Source organism: Blautia pseudococcoides, from assembly GCF_001689125.2.
In the GTDB taxonomy this organism is placed as follows: Bacteria; Bacillota; Clostridia; order Lachnospirales; family Lachnospiraceae; genus Blautia; species Blautia pseudococcoides.
Window position 1 is genome coordinate 2878731 of sequence record NZ_CP015405.2, and the last position, 21368, is coordinate 2900098.

18 protein-coding genes are annotated in these 21368 nt (G+C 47.2%); 4 read left to right on the forward strand and 14 right to left on the reverse strand.

Annotation, left to right across the window (positions count from 1 at the left end; all coding sequences use genetic code 11):
* Positions 1-74: 74 nt before the first annotated feature.
* Positions 75-443, forward strand: a complete 369-nt coding sequence (locus tag A4V09_RS13770) for a VOC family protein (protein WP_065542860.1) — start codon at positions 75-77, stop codon at positions 441-443.
* Positions 444-534: 91 nt separating this feature from the next.
* Here the strand turns inward: A4V09_RS13770 and clpX are convergent, their stop codons facing one another.
* The 13 genes from clpX to A4V09_RS13835 form a co-directional block, all read right to left on the reverse strand.
* A complete protein-coding gene (gene clpX, locus A4V09_RS13775; RefSeq protein WP_065542861.1) occupies positions 535-1971 on the reverse strand; it encodes an ATP-dependent Clp protease ATP-binding subunit ClpX in 1437 nt (478 codons plus the stop codon).
* A 226-nt stretch (positions 1972-2197) separates the two neighbouring features.
* On the reverse strand, positions 2198-4036 hold the full coding sequence (locus tag A4V09_RS13780; protein WP_065542862.1) for a S1C family serine protease: 1839 nt from the start codon (positions 4034-4036) through the stop codon (positions 2198-2200).
* Between the two features lie 180 nt (positions 4037-4216).
* Positions 4217-6043, reverse strand: a complete 1827-nt coding sequence (glmS, locus tag A4V09_RS13785) for a glutamine--fructose-6-phosphate transaminase (isomerizing) (RefSeq protein WP_065542863.1) — start codon at positions 6041-6043, stop codon at positions 4217-4219.
* A gap of 99 nt (positions 6044-6142) precedes the next feature.
* Complete coding sequence (locus A4V09_RS13790) at positions 6143-7069, reverse strand: glycosyltransferase family 2 protein (protein ID WP_065542864.1); 927 nt, start codon at positions 7067-7069, stop codon at positions 6143-6145.
* 73 nt (positions 7070-7142) lie between these two features.
* Positions 7143-8672 carry an LCP family protein gene (locus tag A4V09_RS13795; protein WP_065542865.1) on the reverse strand — a complete coding sequence of 510 codons (1530 nt, stop codon included), beginning with the start codon at positions 8670-8672 and terminating at the stop codon, positions 7143-7145.
* 18 nt (positions 8673-8690) lie between these two features.
* Positions 8691-10094, reverse strand: coding sequence for an undecaprenyl-phosphate glucose phosphotransferase (locus A4V09_RS13800; protein ID WP_065542866.1), 1404 nt, complete (start codon positions 10092-10094; stop codon positions 8691-8693).
* Positions 10095-10430: 336 nt separating this feature from the next.
* Positions 10431-10976, reverse strand: coding sequence for a shikimate kinase (locus A4V09_RS13805; RefSeq protein WP_065542867.1), 546 nt, complete (start codon positions 10974-10976; stop codon positions 10431-10433).
* A 211-nt stretch (positions 10977-11187) separates the two neighbouring features.
* Entirely contained in the window at positions 11188-12564 is a 1377-nt protein-coding gene (locus tag A4V09_RS13810) for an FAD-dependent oxidoreductase (RefSeq protein ID WP_065542868.1), read from the reverse strand.
* Positions 12565-12570: 6 nt separating this feature from the next.
* Positions 12571-12993, reverse strand: a complete 423-nt coding sequence (locus A4V09_RS13815) for an RrF2 family transcriptional regulator (protein WP_065542869.1) — start codon at positions 12991-12993, stop codon at positions 12571-12573.
* Positions 12983-13870, reverse strand: coding sequence for a 4Fe-4S binding protein (locus A4V09_RS13820; protein ID WP_084043593.1), 888 nt, complete (start codon positions 13868-13870; stop codon positions 12983-12985). The genes A4V09_RS13815 and A4V09_RS13820 overlap by 11 nt, the downstream gene beginning before the upstream one ends.
* Entirely contained in the window at positions 13863-14009 is a 147-nt protein-coding gene (locus tag A4V09_RS24945) for a CD1871A family CXXC motif-containing protein (RefSeq protein ID WP_198168541.1), read from the reverse strand. Before A4V09_RS24945 ends, A4V09_RS13820 begins: the two co-directional genes overlap by 8 nt.
* A complete protein-coding gene (locus A4V09_RS13825) occupies positions 14002-14742 on the reverse strand; it encodes a TlpA family protein disulfide reductase (protein ID WP_242963837.1) in 741 nt (246 codons plus the stop codon). Before A4V09_RS13825 ends, A4V09_RS24945 begins: the two co-directional genes overlap by 8 nt.
* Positions 14743-15445: 703 nt before the next feature.
* Positions 15446-16471 carry a zinc-dependent alcohol dehydrogenase family protein gene (locus tag A4V09_RS13835; protein ID WP_065542871.1) on the reverse strand — a complete coding sequence of 342 codons (1026 nt, stop codon included), beginning with the start codon at positions 16469-16471 and terminating at the stop codon, positions 15446-15448.
* Between the two features lie 263 nt (positions 16472-16734).
* Between A4V09_RS13835 and A4V09_RS13840 the strand changes: the two genes are divergently transcribed.
* Entirely contained in the window at positions 16735-17865 is a 1131-nt protein-coding gene (locus A4V09_RS13840) for an ROK family transcriptional regulator (RefSeq protein WP_065542872.1), read from the forward strand.
* A gap of 43 nt (positions 17866-17908) precedes the next feature.
* Here A4V09_RS13840 and A4V09_RS13845 read toward each other — a convergent pair whose 3' ends face one another.
* Entirely contained in the window at positions 17909-19717 is a 1809-nt protein-coding gene (locus tag A4V09_RS13845; RefSeq protein ID WP_065542873.1) for a sensor domain-containing diguanylate cyclase, read from the reverse strand.
* Between the two features lie 150 nt (positions 19718-19867).
* Between A4V09_RS13845 and A4V09_RS13850 the strand changes: the two genes are divergently transcribed.
* Both A4V09_RS13850 and A4V09_RS13855 read left to right on the forward strand, forming a co-directional pair.
* Positions 19868-20929 carry an endonuclease/exonuclease/phosphatase family protein gene (locus tag A4V09_RS13850; RefSeq protein WP_065542874.1) on the forward strand — a complete coding sequence of 354 codons (1062 nt, stop codon included), beginning with the start codon at positions 19868-19870 and terminating at the stop codon, positions 20927-20929.
* A gap of 68 nt (positions 20930-20997) precedes the next feature.
* Complete coding sequence (locus tag A4V09_RS13855) at positions 20998-21324, forward strand: hypothetical protein (RefSeq protein ID WP_065542875.1); 327 nt, start codon at positions 20998-21000, stop codon at positions 21322-21324.
* Positions 21325-21368 lie beyond the last annotated feature (44 nt).

Sequence of the window (21368 nt, forward strand, 5' to 3'; positions counted from 1 at the left end):
TTATTTTATAATAGAAAAAAAGAAAAAGAGTAACTATTTTGCACCCTTACAGTTACGAAAAGGAGACTGTTATTATGAAATTTCAAATGATACATGAAAATTACAATGTAGCTGACCTGTCACGTTCTCTGGCTTTCTACGAGGAAGCGCTGGGTCTTACGGAAAAAAGACGCATCACTGCCGACGACGGTTCCTTTATCATTGTGTATGTGGGAAATGAGACTACTGACTTTGAGCTGGAACTAACATGGCTCCGGGACAGAGAAGAATCGTACAGCCTGGGTGACAATGAGTTCCATCTGGCTTTCCAGGCAGATGATTTTGAAAAAGCTCATGCACTCCACGAAAAAATGGGATGTATCTGTTTTGAAAATCATGATATGGGCATCTACTTCATTGCAGACCCGGACGGCTACTGGCTGGAGGTTGTTCCTGCAAAATAAACACGCCGCGCCTATTATGTCCCCGGCAGAACCTATTCAGGACTGCTGCATCAGGCCAACAAGCCTCTGATGCACAGTCCTTCTTTATTTATCAGTTCATACCTATCCTGGGAATCTCCTGTCCGCGCAGAAGGATTCTGGGACCGCCGGTGTGTTCAATGTATTCCTTTGTGATAATAACTTCCCCGATATTTTCATCCTTGGGAATTTCATACATAATATCCAGCATGTATTCCTCCAGGATAGCCCGCAGGGCTCTGGCACCTGTATGTTTCTCCAATGCCATTCTGGCGATGGCGCCCAGGGCTCCGTCATCAAACTCCAGCTTCACTTCATCCAGTGCCAGCAGCTTCTGGTACTGTTTTAAGATGGCGTTCTTGGGCTCTTTGAGGATCTGCACCAGCATCTCCTCTGTCAGGCCGCTGAGGGTGAAGACAATGGGAAGACGTCCTAAGAACTCAGGGATCATGCCGAACTTCTTCAAGTCATCCACAATGACTTTGTCCAGTATATTGGCATCTTGGTCGTATTTGTCTTTCAAATCCGCAAAGAAACCGATGGATGCCTGCTTATTCAGCCGCTCCTTAATAATATTCTCCAGATCCGGAAAGGCTCCGCCGCAGATAAACAGAATGTTCTTCGTATCCACAGTGGTGAGAGGCACCATGGCATTCTTGCTGTTGGCTCCCACCGGAACCTCCACCTCACTGCCTTCTAAGAGCTTCAGCATTCCCTGCTGCACGGCTTCCCCGCTTACATCTCTCTGGTTGGTATTCTTTTTCTTGGCAATTTTATCAATCTCATCAATAAAGATGATGCCGTGCTCCGCACGCTCCACATCATTGCCGGCTGCTGCCAGAAGTTTGCTGACAACACTCTCAATATCATCACCGATATAACCGGCCTCCGTCAGGGAAGTGGCATCCGTGATCGCAAGCGGCACATCCAGAAGTCTTGCCAAGGTCTTAACCAGGTATGTCTTGCCGCTTCCTGTAGGTCCGATCATCAGCATATTGGATTTTTCAATTTCAATATCATCTTCCCTGTCAGCGAACACCCTTTTATAGTGGTTGTATACAGCTACAGACATAACTTTTTTAGCCCGTTCCTGTCCGATCACATACTCATCCAGGCTTGCTTTTATTTTGTGAGGTGCAGGAATACTTCTGATGTCAAATGCCTTTGGCGCTACATTTTCCTGCTTTGGCTCCTCTTTTTTCTTCTTCACCCTCTGGCGCTTGGGGATCTGATTCTGCAGTGAATTTAGATCGATCATGCTCACGTTCGGCATGTTTTTCATCAGATCGTTGTAGTCAATGGGCGCATTGTTCATGGTGTCAAAGCTTTTCTGCATACATTCCACACAGATATGGATATCGTTTGGCAGGTCTATCATCTTCCCCGCTTTGTTCTCCGGCCTTCTGCACATAAAACAGATTTTCTCAAACTCTTCCTCATCGCCGGAGGTATTGTCTGCTGCTGTTTGTTCTTTATCGGATTTCTCCAAATACTCCTTATCGTCTGCCATTTCCTGTTCTCCCTGTCTTTTCTATATAAAATTTGATCATAACTATTTTCTATATCGTTTGTGGGTATCTTATCACAAATTCATATGAGTAACAAGTAAACTTTTCATTAACTGCCTGTAAAGCCGGGCTTTTAAACTACCTCCAGGCTCTGAACTGCGCAGAAAAAGGCATCCGCCTGTACCCTTATAGGTACAGGCAGACACCTTTTATCTGCTGTTTTAACCCTTAACGGGATTGTTTCTCTTCTTTGTCAGCTGCTTTGTCAGTTGTCTTGGCATCTTTTTTTGCACCCAGGGTCACGGTAATGGTCTGCTCTTTGTACTCTCCGTTCTGGGCACGGGAGATGACAAACTCCACACTCTCCCCTGCTTCATAATACTGCAGTCTCTCGATCAGTTCATCTCTGGTGTTCAGACTTGTTCCGTCAATTTTCAGGATCACATCGCCCTTCTGGATACCTGCCTGTGCTGCAGGACCGTCCTCCTCCAGGCTGTATACAAAGACACCTACCGGCATGCCGTATACCTGAACGGCCTCAGATGTTACATCGGTACATGTAATTCCAAGATAAGATGCTTTGTCCTCATCATCCACTTTATATCTGGTTTCCTTGCTCATCAGTTCATCCAGGATCGGTTCTGCCTTGGAAATAGGAATCGCGAATCCTACTCCCTCCACTTCATTGGATGCGATCTTGGCGGAGTTAATGCCTACCAGTTCCCCGTTCATATTCAGAAGCGCACCGCCGCTGTTGCCCGGGTTGATGGCTGCGTCTGTCTGGATAAATGTGCTGTTGGCATTCTCAGAGTTCACATGACGGTTCAGGGCACTCACATAACCGCTGGTCACGGACTGTCCGTATCCAAGTGCATTGCCGATCGCCACCACCTGCTCGCCCATGGCCAGAGCATCGGAGTCACCGATGGCTGCCACTTTGATCTCCTCCAGAATATCCTGAGGGATATCCGACAGCTTTACAGAGATGACCGCCAGGTCATTGTCCGCATCTGTACCCTTCACCTGGGCTGCAACCGCACTGCCAGGGTTTTCTGAATCCTCTGTTCCCTCTCCCTGTTCGCTGCTGGTTTTCTCCACCTGGGAACTTGTAACCGCGCTGCCGTCCTGGTTGGTAAAGAACACCGTGAGGGAATCCGCGCCGCTCACCACATGATTGTTGGTGGCTATGAGAAGTTCTGTATCATTCTGGCTGACAATGATACCGGAACCGCTGCTCTTTGCTTCCTGTGCCTGCTCACCATAGAAATACTTATAGATATCAGGCAGTTCCTGAACACTCACTCCTACAATAGACACAATAGAAGGCATGGCATTTTTAGCCACCTGGGCAACGGTGGCCCCGGAGGAATCCGTATTGCCGGTGCTGATTGCGTTGTTTCCTTTTGTGGAGTTATCCCCTGTTGTCTGGGTATTTTCTATTTTTATATTTTCTTTTGGATTTATTTTGTCACCCATATAATTGGTTGCCTGAAAGACCACACCGGCAACCAGGCCGAAAACTGCTGCGTAGGCTGCTGCTGTCCCCAGTTTCTTTCCGATTCCACCCTGTGATCTCCTGGGCCTCTCTTTTTTATTATTTTCCGGAGGAATGGGGGATGAAAATTTGTAGGAATCATAATTTTTCTTTCTCTCCTTCTCATACCATTCTTCCTTTTTCGGTTCACCCTTGTAGGAACGGGCATAAACAGGATTCTCCGGTGTGGGAGCTGCGGCAGGCTCTTCTGCTTTTTCTCCGGCGCTGTCTGTATTCGTATGATCCGGTTCTTTGGCTGCGGCTGCCTCTGACATTGCTGCCCCGGTCTCATAGGCCGGTGTCCCCGGCTTCCTGCCCGGTACTGGGGATTCCATTCCGGATACTGCTGCAGAATCCGGCGCTGTATGTTCCAAAGTTTCCTGTTCCGGTGCTGCCTGCTCCGGTTCTGACGGTCTCACATCTGCCGCATCTTTTATAGTAAAGTTTACACCGCCTGTTGTATCCATACCGGAAGTATTGTCTTCCTCCACACTACGGTTCTCATTCATGCCTTCTTTGAATTCTTCACTCATGATACATTCTCCCTTCACTGCTATCTATCTCTAAATTGTAACGCTTCCATCTCTTCACAGTTACGAAAAAAATCCCTGCGGGATCGTTACTTTAATTCTCTTATTTCTTATCTTTCTGAACATAGTTTACCAGCCATTTGTGTTCAAATTGTGATAAAACAGCAAAGAAAAAATGAAATTCTATTCTACAGTCACAGATTTGGCCAGGTTTCTGGGCTTATCCACATCAAGGCCTTTTCCGAGAGACACATAATATGCAAAAAGCTGAAGCGGTACCACTGCCAGAGAATTGGTAAAGTATTTATTTGTCTTTGGCAGATAGATCACATAGTCCGCAGTTTTTTCAATTTCGGTATTGCCCTCATTGGTCACTGCCAGCACAAATGCGCCTCTTGTCTTAACTTCCTGTATATTGCTGAGTGTTTTCTTGTACAGTTCTTCCTGGGTGGCAACTGCGGTCACAAGGGTATCCTCCTCGATCAGGGAGATGGTACCGTGTTTTAATTCGCCAGCAGCGTATGCCTCTGAATGGATATAGGAGATCTCCTTTAATTTCAGCGACCCTTCCAGAGAAATGGCATAGTCCAGTCCCCTTCCAATGAAAAACACATGCTCTGTAGCCAGGTAACGGTTGGCAAATTTCTGGATTCTTTTCTTGTTCTCCAGCAGCATCTCAATCTGTCCGGGAAGCTTCTTCAAATCCTCCACCATCTCCGCCATCTGTGTATCATCAATCTCTCCTCTGGCTTTGGCGAATTTCAGCGCCAGCAGATAATGGGCGATGAGCTGGGTGCTGTATGCCTTGGTGGTGGCAACCGCGATCTCAGGTCCGGCCCAAGTGTACATTACATTGTCTGCTTCCCTGGCAATGGAGCTTCCCACCACATTGACAATTCCCAGCACCTTGATCCCGTGTTCTTTAGCCTCACGCAGAGCGGCTAAGGAATCCGCGGTTTCCCCTGACTGGCTCACGATGATCGCCAGGGTATCCGGTTCATAAATGGGGTGGCGGTAACGGAATTCACTTGCCAGGTCTACCTCAACCGGAATTCTCGCCAGACCTTCAAACACATATTTTGCGGATACACAGGTATGGTAAGCAGAACCGCAGGCGATCATGTATATCTTGCGGATGCTGCGGATCTCGTCATCAGACATGCCCAGTTCTTCAATCACTACATTGCCGTCCTTGATCCGGGGATTCAGGGTATCGCCTACTGCCTGGGGCTGTTCATACATCTCTTTGAGCATGAAAAACTCATAGCCGCCTTTTTCTGCCGCGTCAATGTCCCATTCAATGGCAGCAGGCTCTTTCTCCAGTTCCTCCTCGTCGATATTGTAGAAGGTGATGTTGTCTTTTGTCATGCAGACAATCTCTTCATTCTCAATAAAATACACATCTCTTGTGTATTTCAGCACTGCCGGCACATCGGAAGCGATCAGGTTTCCCACATTGCTTCTCCCCACAATGAGAGGACTGTCTTTTCTTACTGCGTAAAGTTTATCGGGCTGGTCTTTGAACATAATGCCAAGTGCGTAAGAGCCTTCCATACGGTGCATGATCTTGGTGATGGTCTCCAGCGGATCTCCCTTGTAATAATAATCCAGAAGATGGGCTATCACCTCTGTATCTGTCTCAGACACAAATTCGTAACCTTTTGCCTCCAATTTTTTCTTCAGTTTCATATAGTTCTCGATGATCCCATTATGTACTACAACAATGGTCTGCTCTTTATTAAAATGGGGATGGGCATTGGCGTCGGAAGGTGAACCGTGCGTTGCCCATCTGGTATGCCCGATCCCCACGGTCCCCGGCAGAGTTGCTCCGCCGTGGGTAAGCTCATCCAGGATTTTCAGCCTTCCCATGGACTTCATCATCTCAATGGCGGTTCCATTATAGACAGCGATCCCCGCGGAATCGTATCCTCTGTATTCCAGTTTCTCCAAGCCTTCCAGCAAAATGGGGGCTGCCTGTTCTTCTCCGATATAACCAACTATTCCACACATAATCATTTCCTCCATGTAACCGGATCCGTCTTCCTATCTTTGTCTTATCATCCGGTGTGTTTGTCTTTCTATCCATGAAACATGGCCTATTTTAGCAGATTATTGTGTTGATGTCCAGTAAGAAGCGTTCATAGTACAAAAATTTATAACGGATTTTGGAAGACGGCGGTAGGATTTTCCCATGCGGTAACCCAGAAATTTAAAGCCGCTCTTCACCACCAGCTCCGCCATCAGCCAGGGTCTGTGTATTTTGAACAGATACCCTGCTGTCTTTTTTACCAGGCGGATGCCCTCACTTTCAGAACGGATACCTGCAAAAACTTCCGGATGATCCGTCTGGGATACAGCCAGATCAAAGTTTCGTCTAAACTGCTGCATACACCCATAATTGTGGGAGTGAATGACCTTGGCCTCCGCCTCATATGCCACACAGTAACCTTCCAAAATCAATCTGCCCGCAAAAATCATATCCTCATTAAAAATGGTATGTGTGATAAACCCTCCCATTTTTTCATAAATACTCCTTCTGTATGCTGCACAGACGTTGGAGCAGAAAAAGGTTTTGATTCCCAGATCCGGCAGGTCGTCTTTGCTCTTGACGCTGCTCTTTGCCGGATAGTTGAAGGAACGTGTGTACTTTTCAATGATCCGGCAGTCTTTGTCTGCAAGCTGTCTGCCGTAAGCTGCCCCCACCTTCGGATCATGGAAAGCTTTTACCAGTGCTTCCACCACACGTTCATCCGCAGGCACCGCATCCTGTGTAAAAAAGACCAGTATATTGCCTGTGCTCACAGCCGCCGCCCTGGCTCTTGTTCCGCCGTGGTCAAATTCTTCTTTTTTTAAATGTTCCACCCGGACATTTTCCATCTCCTGTATCCAGGCATCTTTCCAGAATTCTTCTTCTGTATTCATGATCAGGATTTCTTTTATGGGGTAGGTCTGCCTCTTCAGCCCTTTCATCAGCTTCCTGAACTTTTCATCCGGTTTGTATACCGGTATGATCACTGTCACTGTATAAGAATCCATCGAATCCCTCCTTGATATGGCACAGGGGATGCCGTGTTATACACACAACATCCCCTGCCGCTTTTCTTATATCTTATTCATAATCTTCATACTCGCCGCTTCCATTGTCACCGGAATCTCCTGAACCGCCGCCGCTGTATCCGTTATCCTGGCTGTCATCATAACCATTGTCATAATTATCGCCGGAATCATCGTAATCATCTCCGCTGTTGTAATCAGAGGATCCGCTGTCACTGTAATCGGAAGAACCGTTGCCGCTGTAATCGGAAGAACCGTTGTCACTGTAGTCGGAAGAGCCGCCGCCGCTGTAGCCGGAAGAGCCGCTGTCGCTGTAATCAGAAGAATCACCATAGTCGCTATAGCCACTGGAACCGCTGTCATCCGTATCACCGGAGCTGACAGAACCACTGCTGCTTGACTGCTTGAGCGCAGACCCATCATAAGTGGAGGCCCGTTCTGATATAAATGTTTTCTGTTCATCTGAAACATAAGAATTTCCAAATCCAGAAAAGCCTGCAATATAGTCACTTCTCTGTTTTACTATCTCAGAAGGTTCATAGCTTTCTTCTCCAAAAAGGAACTGATGCAGTGCTTTAACGTTTGTCTCCAAAGTTGTAGGTATCACATAATCTTCACCTACAGGACTGCGCTTCACTTCTTCTCCCATCATGTTACTGGTGGGAAATCCGCTGGTTTCTCCCAGCTTGTAAGACAGGATGCCCATGCCAAGTTTTATCAGATCGCTCTTGCTGAAGTCTGTGGCGATCATTGGAAATACCTCATCCATAATATCATTCAATGTGGATAGACTAGCTTTTTTCGCTTTTTCCACAATCAGAGAAATAATATATCTCTGACGCTCGGTTCGTTTCATATCCCAGCCGCTGGTGTAACGAATACGGCAATATGCTGTCGCCTGCACACCATTCAGATGATAATTTCCTATAATCTCAGATTCCTGTTTATCATCACCAGGATATTCCGGAAGCTCAATAGGCTCATAATCCATACCTGTCACTTTTGCAGTCTCTACACAGTAGTCATTCATATTTACAATTTCAACATAGGTCATATCCACATCGAGACCGCCCAGACAGTCAATCGCAGTCGCCAATGCCTTAAAATTCACGGCCACGTAATTAGTGATATTCAAATCCAGGTTTGTATTTATCATAGACATTGCCTGGGTCGGACCGCCGGTATTATATGCGGCATTACATCTGGTATAAACGTCATTGCCAATATTCACATAGGTATCCCTGTAAAGAGAAACCAGCTTCACTTCTTTTGTATCATTGTTGATACTGGCAATAATGGTCGTATCACTCTGTCCTGATTTTACATTTTCTTCTCTATTATCCACACCGAACAAAGCAATATTGGTAAATCCCTTCAGCGTTTTGCTTCCGATCACGTCCTCGTTGACCTCAACCTGGCTTGCTTCTTCCGAGTTGTTGTTGTCAAGATTCAGCTTATTCATCTTTTCGTTAACCTTAGCGTATATGAAGAGTCCGCCCACCAAGATCAGCAGTACAAACAGTTCAATACCAAAAAGCACTCTTCTTTTTCTGCGTCTTCTGACGCTTTTGTTCTTTTTTGCCATTTCACTTCCCCTTATTTACTAATAAGCGTTTTTGTTTACAAAGCCCTTAAAAACTGTGAGAAACAGTATCTTAATGTCAAGTCCAATGGTCCAGTTTTCAATGTAGTACAGGTCATACTCAATTCGTTTACGGATGGAGGTGTTTCCCCTGTATCCATTCACCTGCGCCCATCCTGTAAGTCCTGGGCGTACCTGATGCTTGATCATATATCTGGGTATCTCTTCCCGGAACTTTTCCACAAAAAACGGACGCTCCGGTCTGGGACCAACCAGACTCATCTCTCCACGCAGTACATTGAAAAGCTGAGGCAGTTCGTCGATACTTGTTTTTCTCATAAATTTTCCGAAATTGGTGACTCTCGGGTCATCCTTAACGGTCCAGGCTTTTTTCTCCTCTTCCGGCGGCTGCACATCCATGGAGCGGAATTTGTACATCATAAAATTCCGGTTGTGCAGACCCACCCTCTCCTGCTTATAAATAAGCGGCCCGGGAGATGTGATTTTTATCATGATCACCGAGAAAAGCATAACCGGTGAAAATAATACAATTGCGGCCAGCGCGCCTCCCAAATCCATAATGCGCTTTATCAGGGCATTGAAGGTATTGGATAGGGGCACATATCGGATATTGATAACCGGCAGCCCCAGAATGTCCTCTGTATAGGGTTTTGTAGGGATAATGCGGTTATAATCCGGTATAAATTTCGTGTGCACTCCTGATTTTTCACAGAGCGCGACAATCTGCTCCAGACGGTAATACTCATTCAGTCCCAAAGTGATGGCGATCTCATCCAGGTGGTTCTGCGGCAGGATCACCATCAGATTGGCGATTCTTCCCAGTACCTTGATACCCTTATACTCTGTTCCCGCCTCAATATGGTCATCCAGAATTCCTCTCACCTTATATCCCCACTGGGGATTTGCAAGAATACGGTCGATATATTCCTCAGCGGCACGGCTGTAGCCCACCAAAAGAACATGCTTCTGGTTATATCCCCTGGAGCGCATCTGACGCAGCCCCAGCCTTATAAGATTCCTGGACACGGTCTCCAGAAAAATATTGACCACATAAAAAATGACAATAACATGACGGGAAAAATCAATCTGCTTAACCAGATATAATGCCCCCACAAACAGAAACATCCCAATGGTATTGGCCTTAATAATATTGGATAGTTCCAGCCTTCTTCCCTGTATACGCTTAGGCGTATACAGGTTAAATGCATAATTTAATATCAAATATCCGGGCACAATGAACAGCAGCGCTGACATATAAACCCGGAATGGTAATCTTCCTACATTGTCGTTCAGGAAAGGTACATAAAACTTAATGACCCAAGCCAGAAAATAAGAGAGCGCAATCACAAAAGCATCAATCACCACCTGCAGACGGTTAAAATGCTTCTGGTTCTCTTTTATCAAGGTTTATCACCTTCTCTTCTTCATAATTCGCAGCCATCTGCACTTTACTCAGTCAGCTGACCACGATCATCCGTAACCGTTCAGTACCTTCACGATCACAGACAAAAATCCATTAAACTGCCTTTGACAAGGGAATTTGTGCCTGTCTGTAAAACGCATTTTTACGGTCAGCACAGTAAATGCGCAGACCCGCTGCTTAGTTACGATAATTCCCACTTATAATACTATAAATTTAACGAAAAGGCAACAAAACATTTTCTGAAGACTCCTTAAGAAGGCAAAAAAACGGCATTTTGCAGGTTTTTTTACTGCAAAATGCCGTTTTTTCACGTAACATTATTCCATATTTTTGTTACTTTCTTCCAATTTTTCCACCAGTTCCCTACAGATTTCTTCCGCGCTTTTTTTGTCCGTATTGACAATAAAATCCGCTGCTGCCATGTATTTTTCTCTGCGTTTTTCCATAAGCGAACGGATGTACGCAACTGTCTTGTTGCCTTCTATGACGGGACGGTCATGACTGTCTTTTACCCGTTCCAGAATCACCTCCGCAGAGGCGGACAGCAGTACCACTCTGCCGTTCTTTTTCATCTCTGCCACATTACACTCCCGCATGGGTACCCCGCCTCCGCAGGATACGACTACATTTTTCCTGTCCTGCAGCTCGATCAAAAGTTCTGTCTCCAGATTACGGAAATATTCCTCACCGTGAGTCTCAAAAATTTCCGGTATGCTCATCTTCTCTCTTTCGGAGATAAGCTGGTCCATCTCCGCTACTTCAAGTCCGTACCTTTCACTCAGTGTACGCGCAATTGTGGATTTTCCTGCTCCCATAAATCCGATAAGGACGATATTATATCCAAAATCTCTCTTGTCTTTCATGTTGTTTCCCCTGTTTCCCTTTATGAATGTAAAGCAATGAATTTATTATAACAGAAACAGAAAAAATAGCAATTCTTTTTTCATCATATGGCGAACAGGTGTAACATTAAAGACAGGTCTGCGCATTTACTGCGCTGACTGTGTGAATAGGTAGTGTCAGCAGGCATCCATCCCATCGCGAAGCGATTTTTTTGGCTGGATGCGCAACAGTTCAGCTTATCTGAACTGTTGCAAACAGGTCGTTGAACGCCTCGCTCATGGTTGGATGGGTATAAATTTGGTCACGCAGTACCTGATAAGGAGCTCCTAAGTCCATTGCCAGTTTTATGGTGTTGATCATTTCGTAGGACTCCTCACAGAGAAGCATAGCTCCCAGTATCTGCCCTGTTTCCTCATGGATCACTGCCTTTAACATGCCCTGGGGATTCTTCAAAACCTGTGCTTTGGGGATCGCCGCTGCGGGAAGTGCTGCGATTTTCACCGGTATCTCTGCCTTCCTGGCCTCTGTCTCATTCATTCCCACACGGGAATAGGAGGGAGAGATAAACACACTGTAAGGAACCGCCTTTCTCCTGGAGAGTGCATAGCTGCCGCCGTTCATCTGGGACCAGATGATTCTGAAATCATCCAGGGAAGTATAAGTAAACTGCAGCCCGCCGTGCACATCTCCCATGGCCCAGATATTATCAGCCGTTGTCTTCAGATTGTCATCCACAACCACTGCCCCTCTGCTGTTAAGCTCTACCCCTGCCCGCTCAGCGTGTAGGCCTTCCGTGTTGGGTTTTCTTCCGGTTGCGATCAGCACAGCATCTGCCTCCAGGATCTCCTCCTGCCCTTTGAACGCCAGCTTCACCAGGGCATAGCCGTCTGCCTGGGCGATCTCATGGATCCCGGCTCCCAGCTTAAAGGTCACACCCCGGTTTTCCAGCACACCCTGAATAGCCCCCGCCATATCTCTGTCTTCTCTTGGGATCAGCATTTCCCCATCCTGCAGAACCGTCACTTTTGTTCCGAATCCTGAATACATGGAAGCAAACTCCAGGCCAATATAACCGCCTCCCACGATCACAAGGCGCTTTGGATAGTCTCTTAAATCCATAAGTTCTGCGCTGGTATGTACAAAGGGATTTCCTTCCAGACCTTTGATCGGCGGGATCACAGGGATTCCTCCTGCGTTGATAAAGATTTTCTCCCCCTTAATTTCAAAGGTTTCTTCAGCCATCTTCACCTCCACAACTGTGTTGGAGACAAACGATGCAGTTCCGTTATATACATCCACATTCTCCAGGTCATCCAGCTTCCTGAAATTCTTTTCCCGGAGCATGGAGGTAAGCCTTCTCTTTTCATCAATGGCCGCCTCATAATCCGCAGTCCTCTCTTCCGGGGATGCCTCTTTCTTATTGAAGGCCAGCCCGGAGCTTCTGATCAGGGATTTTGACGGGATACACCCCACATTGATACAGGTTCCGCCGTACATGCCCGCGTCCTTCTCGATCATTGCCACCTTTTTGCCCTGTCCTGCCAGCTTGCCTGCCAGTGTTTTGCCGCCTTTGCCAAATCCGATAATTACCGCATCATATTTTTTCATATCTCTTTACATTTCCTCTCTGTGGAAAATCCTTTTATCTATATCCTCGATAGTTATTTTACTGAGTTTTTCCCTGCACACTTCATTCAGCTCACCATAAATATCATTCATAATGTCAGCCATCCCGGAAGCTACCATACATTCCATATCCGGATTTCCGGACTTCCAGGACGCGCACACGGCCTCTGTCTCCAATGCGTCATAAATCATGGCAAGATCCACATCCCCAGCTTCCATTGAAGTATGGTACCCACCATTCTGTCCCTCTTTGGTGGCGATAAGATTCTTCTTTTTCAGCTTTGCCATAACCTTACGGATGCGCGCCGGATTGGTACAGACATTCTTTGCCAGCTCCTCACTTGCCAGTGTCTCCTGTTTATGGTTCAGATAAACCAGCGCATGTACCGCAATTGCAAATTCACTTGTCATTTTTCTCACCCTCACTCCTGTTCTTTTTCATGCTTGTGCATATAGCACCACGTTTACAACTCCTGATGCAGTCACCGCAGCGGATACACTCCCTGCTGTTGGGGTTCTCCCACACACGGATATCCATCTTACAGGCCCTCTGACAGCTCCCGCACCGGTTGCACTTAGATTCATCCACCTGATATCTGTACAAAGCAATAGGATTAAACAGGCCGTAAACCGCGCCCAGAGGACACAGATACTTACAAAACGGCCTGTATACCATAAGGGAAAGGAGCACGATCACCACCAGGACCGCCACCTTCCAGGCAAACAGAAATCCGATCGCCCCCTGCAGATCCTTATTTAAAAGCACCAGGGGAATACCTGCGGTCAGTGTCCCGCTGGGACAGATAAACTGGCAGAACCAGGGACTTCCCTGCCCGATAATATCCACATAAAACATAGGCAGCAGTATTACAAATACCACTAATATCACATATTTCACCCATATAAGCCACCTGTGCCCCGGCAGATTCTTTCTCTTTTTAAGAAACGGTATCTTATAAAACAAATCCTGAATCAGCCCAAACGGGCAAAGCCAGCCGCACACAAATCTTCCGATCAGGGAACCGATGAAAATCAGAAATCCGATAATATAAAAGGAAAACCCATAATTCCGGCTCCCCAGCACTGCCTGCAGGGAGCCAATAGGACAGGCCCCAAGTGCTCCCGGACAGGAGTAGCAATTCAGCCCCGGCACACACAGCGCCTTGGTGGGTCCTTTATAAATTCTTCCTTTGATAAATCCCAAAACATAGCCGTTGGTCAGTGCCGTAAATCCCACCTGCACAAGAAGCCGCAGCCTGTTTTGGATCTTCTGCCAGATATTAACCAATTCCTATACACTCCAGACATATATTGATCGCTTTTGTAAGCACTGTATCCGCTTCCCCCCGGCTCACCCCAAACAGAATAAAGGCCCCCGCCGTGACAAGAAGCAGACTTCTGATCACAGCCGCTTTCTTCCTACTCATTTAACACCTTCCCAAGCATCTCATCTATAATAGCTGTCCACTGCTTCTTACTCTTTGCTCCCGGATAAGTATCACCAATCTGGTTACCATTCTTATCCAGGAAAATCGTTGTGGGTACAACCTGCGCATTTTTCAAAATCCTATACTGCATATTCGCATCCTTCGGTATCACAAGATGTGTATAATCGGCTTTTGTTGACTCCACGATCTCAAGCGCCGTCTCATCCTCCGGCTGACTCACATCACTGATGATCCCTACCATTTGAAATCCTTTATCCGCATATTCCCGGCTCAGTTCCCCAAGATCCGGCATTTCCCTGATACAAGGCCCGCAGAAAGTCCCCCAGATATTCACCATGGTCAGAACCGACTTGCCAAACAATTCCTGGTCCACATCCTCCCCATCCAGTGTCTTAGTCTGAAACTCCCCAAAAACATCATTCTTCTCCACCGCATACCCAGCGTCCTCATCCTGGCTGCCGCTCTCTACGTCCGCCTTCTGTCCCTCTCCCTGACTGTCATCCTTCCCCTCCTGCATTTCTTTCGTCTCTGCACTCTCCCCTGCAGCACTGCCGGAGGCTACGCTCTCCTCCTTCTGGCTTTTCGCGCTCTCTTCTGTCTGTGTCTCAACCTTACCCCCCTCATCTTCTTTATCCCCACAACCAGCCAGCACCCCAGCCGCCACTACAGCCGTCACTGCCATTGCCATCCAATACTGTCTCCGTTTTCTCATAATAAACCTCCATATTGTTATCTTCTCTGTTACAGTTCATACTGAAATTATATTAGTTACAGTTCCAAATGTCAATACCCTTTCCCACATTTTTTCCATTTCCCCCTCTTATATAACCAAATCACATTGCCTCTTAATCCCATCCTGCCGCAATTACATCTGCCTCAATCACATTCCTCCTCGATTCCACTCCACTTCAATTTCCATTACGCCTCGATTCTATTACGCCTCTATTTCCATTCCGCCTCGATTCCATCCGTCTTAATCTCATTCCGTCTCAATCCCATCCGTCTCAATCCCAACCGTCTCAATCCCAACCGCCTGAGAACACCAGGGATGAGGGGAGGTGCCGGGAGGGGCGGAGGGGTGTATATCTGTGGCAGCGAGGTTAAGTGGAAGGTTCTGTGAGATCCGCCAATTACGCAGACTTAGGCGTGAGCCCGCTGGCGAACGTCTTAGTCGTAGTTATTGGCTAGCTCACAGGTTCTGGAACGTCGAGCGGCCACAGATATACACCCCGCCGCCCCTCCCGGCACCTCCCCTCATCCCGTCCCTCCCAGCCAAAACACCAAAAAAGAAGCTGCCCAACCTCACACAACCGTGTTCCGCCCGACAGCCTCTCCCCCGAATCCGTTTCTTTAAATCCCTTCATCTAAATCCGCTTATCTACCCCCACTTATCTAAATCCCTACGTCCACATCCCCTATTTCCCCGGATCGATCACATACTTCCCATTCGCCCGCACCTCAGGCCTCCCCAAAACATCCTCCAATTCCTCCAGTCCGCAAACCGCATAAACCATACTGCTCACATCCAGTCTCCCCGAATTGATCAGATCCAGCGCCCGCCTCTGTGTATAAGGATTAATATAAGAAGCCTTCAGCACCAACTCCTTCTGAAAGATCTGAAACGGCTTCACAGCAATCTCTTCATCCGGTTTTGTCAGCCCAAACATCATCACAACCGCCTTATTCCCCGCAATATCAATTGCCTGCTCAATAGTAGACGGACGACCCACACATTCGATCACCACATTTACCCAGCTCATCCCGCATTCCGCCAGGCGTCCCTTAATATCTTCCTTCAGCGGGTCAATACATACATCTGCCCCAAGCTTTCTTCCCACTTCCCTCTTGTTCTCCACCGGTTCCAGCAAGGCCACCTTAGCGGCCCCTGCCAGCTTTGCAAGCTGAAGCATCAAAAGCCCTATCATACCGCCCCCGATCACCACCACCTGGTGTCCGGGCTGGATTTCGCACATGTCAATACCATGGAGACAGCAGGCCACCGGTTCTGCCATTGCGCCCTGCTCAAAAGTGGTGTTCCCGCCCAGCAGATATACCTGACGTTCATCCACCGCACAATATTCCGCAAATCCGCCATCCACTGTCGTTCCATAACCGATCATATTTTCACAGTAATGGGCAACTCCGTTTCTGCATGGGTCACAGGCTCCGCAGTAGCAGTTTGGATCAATACACACCCTGTCCCCTGCTTTGTAATTCTTCACCTGGCTTCCCACCTCCTGGATAACACCGGAAAATTCATGTCCCAGGATCGTAGGCGGTGTCACTTCCGCTGCTCCTTTATCTCCCTCATAAATATGAACATCAGTTCCGCACACACCGCATGCCTTAACCTGAATCAACACATCATGAGGTCCCACAGCAGGCATCTCATGTTCTTCCACTCTCAGATCATGTTTTCCGTAAAATACTGCACTTCTCATATCCGACTCCTCCTGAATCAAAACTAACTTTTACTTTTCCCTCAAACTTATAGTTATGTATTACGCATAAGTTCACTATATAGCAAGGTACAACAAATTACAATTGACAATAATACCAATTTTAGGCACAAGCTTTTATTCATTCTGCTATAACTTTTGATTGGGAATTGTCTTTTTCTTTTCTCCATACTAAAATAGAAACAGCAGCAGTAACCAGTGAGATACGGAACCGATACAAACGGCAATATCCCAGGAGGAAATTCATGATGACAACCGGCATGACCACAATGGAAATCAAAAAGATAAATAAGAGCAAAGTATACCATCTCATATATGACAGCCGCGCCATCTCCAAGCAGGGGATCGCCTCTGCCCTGCAGATGGGTATGAACACTGTGACACAGAATCTGAAGCTTCTGGAGGAGGAAGGCTTAATTGAACGGAACGGTTATTTTGAATCCACAGGCGGCAGAAAGGCCCAGTCCATCCGCATTCTGCCCAGGGCCAGAATATCTCTCGGCATTGAGATACTCAGAAAAACGCTGCATATTGCCGCTGTGGATTTATACGGCCGCATTCTGGAACAGGAATCTTACCCCCTCCATTTTCATGTCTCAGATGCATACTGTGAAAAAGTAGGGCAAAAGGTAAATGCCTTCACAGAAAAATACAGGCTGCCCCGGCAACAGATCCTGGGGGCAGCGATCGCAATGCAGGGCCTGATCTCCACTGACGGTACCTCTGTAAGCTATGGCAGGGTGCTGGATCACACTGGTATGAAGCTTTCGGATTTCGCCCGCCATATTCCCTATCCCTGCCGCCTGGAACACGACTCCAAAGCAGCAGGTTATTTGGAAACCTGGCATCAGGAAAAGTTTCGGGATTCCATAGTTGTCCTGCTGAACCAGAATCTGGGCGGAGCTGTCATTTTGGATGGAAAAGTACATAACGGCCTTGGCATGCACAGCGGTTCCATAGAGCATATGTGTATCAATCCTGACGGCCCGCTCTGCTACTGCGGGGAACGGGGCTGTCTGGAAACCTACTGTTCCGCGGACAGTCTGGAACGGGCGGCAGGGACCGGCATTCCCGCTTTCTTCGGACAGCTCCGGCTCGGAACCCCCGCCTTCATAAAAATCTGGGAGGATTACCTGCGGCACCTGGCGTTTGCCATATGTAACCTGAATGTGGTGCTGGACTGCTATGTGATTATAAGCGGATATCTGGCTCCCTACTTTCTTCCGGAAGATTTGGAACGGCTCACACATTTGATCACAGACGCCTCCCCATATAAACAGCAGAAGGATTTTATTTTTCTGAGTACCCACGGACAGCTTGCACCTCCCGTGGGGGCGGCCCTCTATTATATAGATGAATTTTTGCACGAAATATAATAAGGTATGGGAACAGCCCCTGTGTGGACGGTTCCCATACCTCTTATTCTTCATAAAAACAAACTTGGTCTTTCCCGTGCTTTTTCGCCTCATAAAGTGCCTTATCTGACTTTCGGTAAAGCACCGGGAATGTAGTTCCGTCATCAGGCGCCACAGCGATCCCTATGCTGACCGACAGGCTGCATCCCTTGAACTCCTCCGGCAGGCTGCTCTGGAAATTTTCCATAAGCTGCTCCGTCTTTCTGGAAATTTTCTGCCGTTCATTCACATTCCTCATAAACACCACAAACTCATCGCCGCCCATACGTCCCGTAAAATCATCTCCCCGGAAGGTGTTCTTCATACAAGCTGCAAATAACTGCAGAACCCGGTCACCCTGGGGATGGCCGCAGGTATCATTCACATTCTTGAAATTATCCAGATCCAAAATCAGAAAAGCCCCTGCATTGCCGCTCTCCTCAATGACCGTATCCATCTCCCGCTCCAGTGCCCTCTTGTTCTTTAAACCGGTCAGGGAATCACTGAAGGCACTTTTCACAGCCTCTGAAAGCTGCTGTTTCTGGCGGCTGATATCTATAAAGGCGCACTGAACAACCAGATACCCTTCCTGTCTCTGCACATCAAAATTTCCGTAAGACCATTTGCTCTGCTTATTTCCGCATCGGATCAAGAACTCCCTGGACACCAGCCCCTCTTTGAGATTCTGAAACCACTCACGGTCTCCGCTCTCCAAGACCGGCCAAAGAAAGCTTCCGTATTTCTCCTGATACTCGCTGGCAGAGCATTCCATAAACTGGTAAAATCCGTCATTGGAATCCAAGATCGGCAGATTCTCATCCAGGCGGAAACGGACAATGGCACTGGGCACAGTCCGGTAAATAGAACGGATATTCTCATATGCCTGCTTTATTTTATTATGGGTCATACGGCGGCTGTTCAGCATGACAAAAACCATCAGACCCAGCACCAGCAGAACGGAAACACAGTACAGTGCCGTGCCGTCAATAACGTCCCTTGTCTTGGCATCCACCACATTACAGGGGATCACCAGAAGCAGATACCAGTCATTGATCCCCACAGCCGTATACTCTAATGTATATTCCTCACCCTTTTTTTGGTAACGAATAGATCCATTGTCTTTCTTTTTCATATGCTCTGCCAAATCCTGCAGATCCTGCCTGGTGAATTCTTTGCTGATCACCTTCTCCAGGTCTTCCAGCACATTCTCTTTGGCGTCCCCCTGCTCTGTGCGCACTAATATTTCTCCGGAGGAATCCGTAATATAGTTGTATCCTTCTCCATTGAAGTATCGAATAGACATCAAATATTCCAGCTGGTCCATGGTATACTGCCCCAGCAAGACCCCTTTGATTTCCCTTTCCCGGTATATCGGTACACTGATGACCATCATTCTTCTGCTGCTGTCGGTTCCAACCAGGCTCTCCACGGAGCTTTCCCCCTGCATGGCCTTTTTGAAATAATCCCTGTCTTTTACATTCCTTTGCTGCTCCATGCCGTTGTAATACATATTGCCGTCCAAATCCACCACAGCAAGCTTTGTAAAACGAGTTATTTGGGATTTCTGCTCCAGGATATCCAAAACCCGCTCTGAATAGACCAATGTTTTCTGTCCGCCGATAGAATCCGCGATCCCCTCCAGATACAGATAATCATTGTTTACCCGCTCATTGATCAGCTTTATACTCTGCTGCGCAAGCTCCTGGGCATAAGCATTCGTTTCATTTTCCAGAATGTCATAAATATATACAGCATAGAAGAAAGATGCCCCTATTATGAACCCAATGGCCAGTATGAGGATTCCGACTGTGATCCACCTCTTTTTTTTCTGCATGACATTCCTTCTTCCTGATTGCCGACTCCGTGTCCTTTCTATATATTATATAGGAGCGCGGATGCCCCGTCAATTTGAATTAAAGAAACTCCTTTACAGTTTCCCTTGCAGTCCATTATAATGAAACTATAGCAAAGGAGGAGGAAGATCATGGAAAAAGCAAAAACCGTTTTCAAAGGCATTGGTATCCTTTTACTGGTTCTCATTGGTATTTTACTGCTTCTTGTGGTTTACCTTACTGTTAGGGAATACCGCCCAAAGGCAGAGGAAACCGTGGAGGGGAATTACAAAGACGGTGAACTGCTCTCACTTAGCCGTCCTTTTTCCGTCATGAGCTACAACACCGGTTATGCATCACTGAGTAAAGATGAGGATTTTTTCATGGACGGCGGGAGCAAGGTCAAACCCGGCTCCAAATCCCTGGTGGAAGACAACCTGGACGGTATCACGAAAATCCTTCAGGACAATCCCTCTGACGTGTATTTCTTACAGGAGGTTGACATCAATTCCACCCGCTCCTACAGCATAGATCAACGCAGCGTCTACAGCGAGGCTCTGAACAAAACCAGTTTCTTCGCCTATAATTTCAAATGTGATTTTGTTCCCTACCCGATCCCTCCTATGGGTCATGTAGAAAGCGGCCTGGTCACTCTGACGGACAACTATGTGACAGATGCTGTCAGACTTTCCCTGCCGGAGTCCTTCTCCTGGCCGGTGAAAACCTGTAATCTGAAACGCTGTCTTCTGGTTACCAGATTTCCTCTGAAGGATTCCTCCAAAGAACTGGTGCTCATCAATTTCCATCTGGAGGCTTATGACAGCGGAGAGGGCAAAATAGCCCAGAGCAAAATGCTTGCGGATGTGCTGGCCCGGGAATATGAAAAAGGAAATTATGTCATTGCAGGGGGAGATTTCAACCAGACCTTTGAGGGCATAGACAAATATCCTGTCACCAATAAGGAAGACTGGGTTCCCGGTGTGATCGGGGAAAGCGACCTCCCCGAACATTTTTCCTTTGCCATAGATGATTCCTTCCCCACCTGCCGTCTGCTGAACGCCCCTTATACCGGGTCATACGATACCTCTCAAGTGTATGTCATCGACGGCTTCCTTGTATCCGACAACCTGGCGGTGAGAAATGTAAATGTCATTGATGTGGGATTTGAATACACAGACCACCAGCCGGTGCGCCTGGAAGTTGCTTTCAAGTAAGCATACTGATTTCAAGGATTTCCGCATAGAGTGTCTATAGAGGATATTCTGTGAAAAGGAGTCTTTACATGAAGGAGATCAGCCATATTCATTTAAAAAACCAGGGAAATTTTATTGTGCGTCCAGGCTTTGTCTATGTGGACTGCCGGGGCTGCCGGATTTATGAGAAGGGGCACACCATGCTCTCAACCGGAGCTTCCGCAACCATCAGTCTGAAGGATCATGGGATCCCGGAAGGTTCCTGTATCACTTTTTATGCGGAAGTCCCCCAGGGACCGGACCGGGAGGCCCATCAGATTTTTGTTTACTCGGAAGCCTGCCAGAATACTGCCCGCTATGTCATCAGCGGCACAGCCGCGGACAGTACACTGGGCTTTATCTCCGATGTATGCTAACTTTATACGGACAGGAGACACGCAAAAATCAGGTATCGTCTGAT

Coding starts and splice junctions, on each gene's coding strand:
- A4V09_RS24945 (WP_198168541.1), bottom strand. CDS start 14,009: ATGAGTAGGAAGAAAGCGGCTGTGATCAGAAGTCTGCTTCTTGTCACG.
- A4V09_RS13840 (WP_065542872.1), top strand. CDS start 16,735: ATGATGACAACCGGCATGACCACAATGGAAATCAAAAAGATAAATAAG.
- A4V09_RS13795 (WP_065542865.1), bottom strand. CDS start 8,672: ATGGCAAAAAAGAACAAAAGCGTCAGAAGACGCAGAAAAAGAAGAGTG.
- A4V09_RS13855 (WP_065542875.1), top strand. CDS start 20,998: ATGAAGGAGATCAGCCATATTCATTTAAAAAACCAGGGAAATTTTATT.
- A4V09_RS13810 (WP_065542868.1), bottom strand. CDS start 12,564: ATGAAAAAATATGATGCGGTAATTATCGGATTTGGCAAAGGCGGCAAA.
- A4V09_RS13805 (WP_065542867.1), bottom strand. CDS start 10,976: ATGAAAGACAAGAGAGATTTTGGATATAATATCGTCCTTATCGGATTT.
- clpX (WP_065542861.1), bottom strand. CDS start 1,971: ATGGCAGACGATAAGGAGTATTTGGAGAAATCCGATAAAGAACAAACA.
- A4V09_RS13790 (WP_065542864.1), bottom strand. CDS start 7,069: ATGGATTCTTATACAGTGACAGTGATCATACCGGTATACAAACCGGAT.
- glmS (WP_065542863.1), bottom strand. CDS start 6,043: ATGTGTGGAATAGTTGGTTATATCGGAGAAGAACAGGCAGCCCCCATT.
- A4V09_RS13770 (WP_065542860.1), top strand. CDS start 75: ATGAAATTTCAAATGATACATGAAAATTACAATGTAGCTGACCTGTCA.
- A4V09_RS13825 (WP_242963837.1), bottom strand. CDS start 14,742: ATGAGAAAACGGAGACAGTATTGGATGGCAATGGCAGTGACGGCTGTA.
- A4V09_RS13780 (WP_065542862.1), bottom strand. CDS start 4,036: ATGAGTGAAGAATTCAAAGAAGGCATGAATGAGAACCGTAGTGTGGAG.
- A4V09_RS13835 (WP_065542871.1), bottom strand. CDS start 16,471: ATGAGAAGTGCAGTATTTTACGGAAAACATGATCTGAGAGTGGAAGAA.
- A4V09_RS13850 (WP_065542874.1), top strand. CDS start 19,868: ATGGAAAAAGCAAAAACCGTTTTCAAAGGCATTGGTATCCTTTTACTG.
- A4V09_RS13815 (WP_065542869.1), bottom strand. CDS start 12,993: ATGACAAGTGAATTTGCAATTGCGGTACATGCGCTGGTTTATCTGAAC.
- A4V09_RS13845 (WP_065542873.1), bottom strand. CDS start 19,717: ATGCAGAAAAAAAAGAGGTGGATCACAGTCGGAATCCTCATACTGGCC.